The sequence below is a fragment of the Salinivibrio sp. SS2 genome, from assembly GCF_001722075.1.
Lineage (GTDB): Bacteria > Pseudomonadota > Gammaproteobacteria > Enterobacterales > Vibrionaceae > Salinivibrio > Salinivibrio proteolyticus.
The window spans coordinates 1-2,123 of sequence record NZ_MEBP01000112.1; the positions used below are offsets into that span (position 1 = coordinate 1).

Annotated in this window: 1 protein-coding gene; it reads left to right on the forward strand. The window is 49.2% G+C overall.

Translation table 11 applies throughout. The annotated features are described in order from the left end of the window. Nucleotides 1-457 precede the first annotated feature (457 nt). Nucleotides 458-2,059 (forward strand): methyl-accepting chemotaxis protein, encoded by a 1,602-nt coding sequence (locus BGK46_RS14315; protein WP_069590355.1) that lies wholly within the window; start codon nt 458-460, stop codon nt 2,057-2,059. Nucleotides 2,060-2,123: the final 64 nt, after the last annotated feature.

A 2,123-nucleotide genomic window follows, 5' to 3' on the forward strand; every position in this document is an offset into this window, starting at 1 on the left:
ACTGGCTTCTATCCGCCAATTTAGGCGTTGGTCGGTAATGACCACTCTCTAACAAAAAATATCGCGATCGCGGCCTACGGCCGCTTATCAAAAAGAACCCCGCCTAAAAAGGCGGGGTTCGTCAGCAATCTGAAGCAGCTCCTTGAGCTGCTTTTTTTATACTGCGCGTGCGATCGCAAATTGAATAACGATCTTCTCCAAGCGAAAAGAAACGCAATCTACATCAAAACGCTAGCCTACTCGGTTAGTTATAACCGCGCGGTGAGGTATCAGGGGCATCTGTTGTGCTGATTAACTTATCATTATTGAATATGGATGTGGGCAATTATCACAAATAAGGTAAACAAGGGTTTAGTCATCGCCGGATTTACCGATATAACGAATTGTCGAGAATAATTATCGCCCGCCTCGTAGGGTCGCGAGTCAGCATTGATGTGGGCATGGAGTGTGCAGGATTATGGCGAAACATAGCTTCTATGCATGGGAAAAACCAGTAACCAATCTGCGTTTAGTTCCCAAGCTGGTTATTTTGATGGTATTTAGCACCGTGTTGTTGGTGGGTAAGCAACTATGGGATGCACAAACATTCCGTCAATCCGTGGTGGATTTTACCCTCAAACAGACACAAGAATTGGCGCGCTCAAGCGCAGCTATGACTAAGGCATTGATTGCGCAGCCTGACGGTGAGCGGCTGATGCGAGAAGCGGTCGAGAGTATGAATGCCGAGTTCAGTGAAGGTGCCTATTTGTACTTGGTGAATGATAAAAAGCGTCAGGTGTGGGCACATCCTTCAATGACCCAATTCGCTGAGCTACGCGTGCCAGATGATCACCAAGATAGCGACGTGGCTGACCTATTTCTCAATCAATCCAGCGCATTCAGCTATACGGTGTATGACGGTGCACGACATGGTTATGCGGTGCCTGTTGCTGGCAGTGATTGGTGGATTGTTGCCTCGCAGCCAACGTCGGAAGCCCAGTCGTATTATCACGACTATATGATCCAAATAGCTTGGCAGACGGCACTGATGATTGTCTCCTTTATGGTCATTTTGCTGGGTGGCTCCAATATTATGCTGCGGCAAATCAATTACCTCACCGATCGAATTCGGGCCTTGGCGCAGCGAGATTTAAGCGAGCCAATTGAGATGAACAGTCGTGATGAATTTGGTGATCTGGCGCGTGAGCTTGAGACGTCTCGCCAACAACTGGTGGATGTGATTGATGCGCAGCGTCAAGCCGCTGATGAGTTGTCGTCATTAGCAGAGATTATGACCATCAGTATGGCGGAGACCAAGGAATCTGCGCAGGAACAGTTTGCCGAAATCGATCAGCTTGCCTCAGCGATGAGTGAGATGAGTGCCACGGTGCAGAATGTGGCTGAACATACGCGTGAAGCCTCGAAAGCCACTGAAGCGTCGAATGAACAGGCGGCGAGTGGTCAGCGCTATGTGGGAACGACCATCAACACCATTAACGAGCTGTCGAGTGACATTAGTCAGTCATCACACGTAGTGAGCCAAGTTGAATCGCAAGTGGAAAAAATTGGCACTGTGGTTGTCACTATTCAAGGGATTTCTGAGCAGACCAATTTGCTGGCTCTCAATGCCGCAATAGAAGCGGCGCGTGCTGGGGATAGCGGACGTGGATTTGCGGTGGTTGCCGATGAAGTGCGTAAGTTGGCACAACATACCCAAGAGGCGACAGTGGAAATTCAGGATATGATCACCCAATTGCAGCAAAGTGCACAACAAGCAGTGAGCTTGATGGAGCGTAGTGTGAGTGAGGCTGATAGCAGTGTTGATTCGGTCAGCCAAGCGGGCGGGGAACTCGATCAAATCGTGGCGCAGATCCGTTCTCTCAATGATATGAATTTCCAAATTGCTTCGTCGTCTGAACAACAAGCTTCGGTCGCGGGTGAAATGAACCAAAATCTCACCAACGTGAAAGAGCTGGTGCAAGCTTCTGTGACCGTGGTCACCGAGTTGCATGAAACTGCAGAAATGGTGGAGCAAAGTGCCCAATCGCTTAATGAAAAAATTGGCGCATTCAAGATTTAATCGACGCGTTTTTCACACTCTGGAACGGCCCGCTGCGCATGCGGGCCGTTTTTTGTTTGCCCAG

Coding starts and splice junctions, on each gene's coding strand:
- BGK46_RS14315 (WP_069590355.1), top strand. CDS start 458: ATGGCGAAACATAGCTTCTATGCATGGGAAAAACCAGTAACCAATCTG.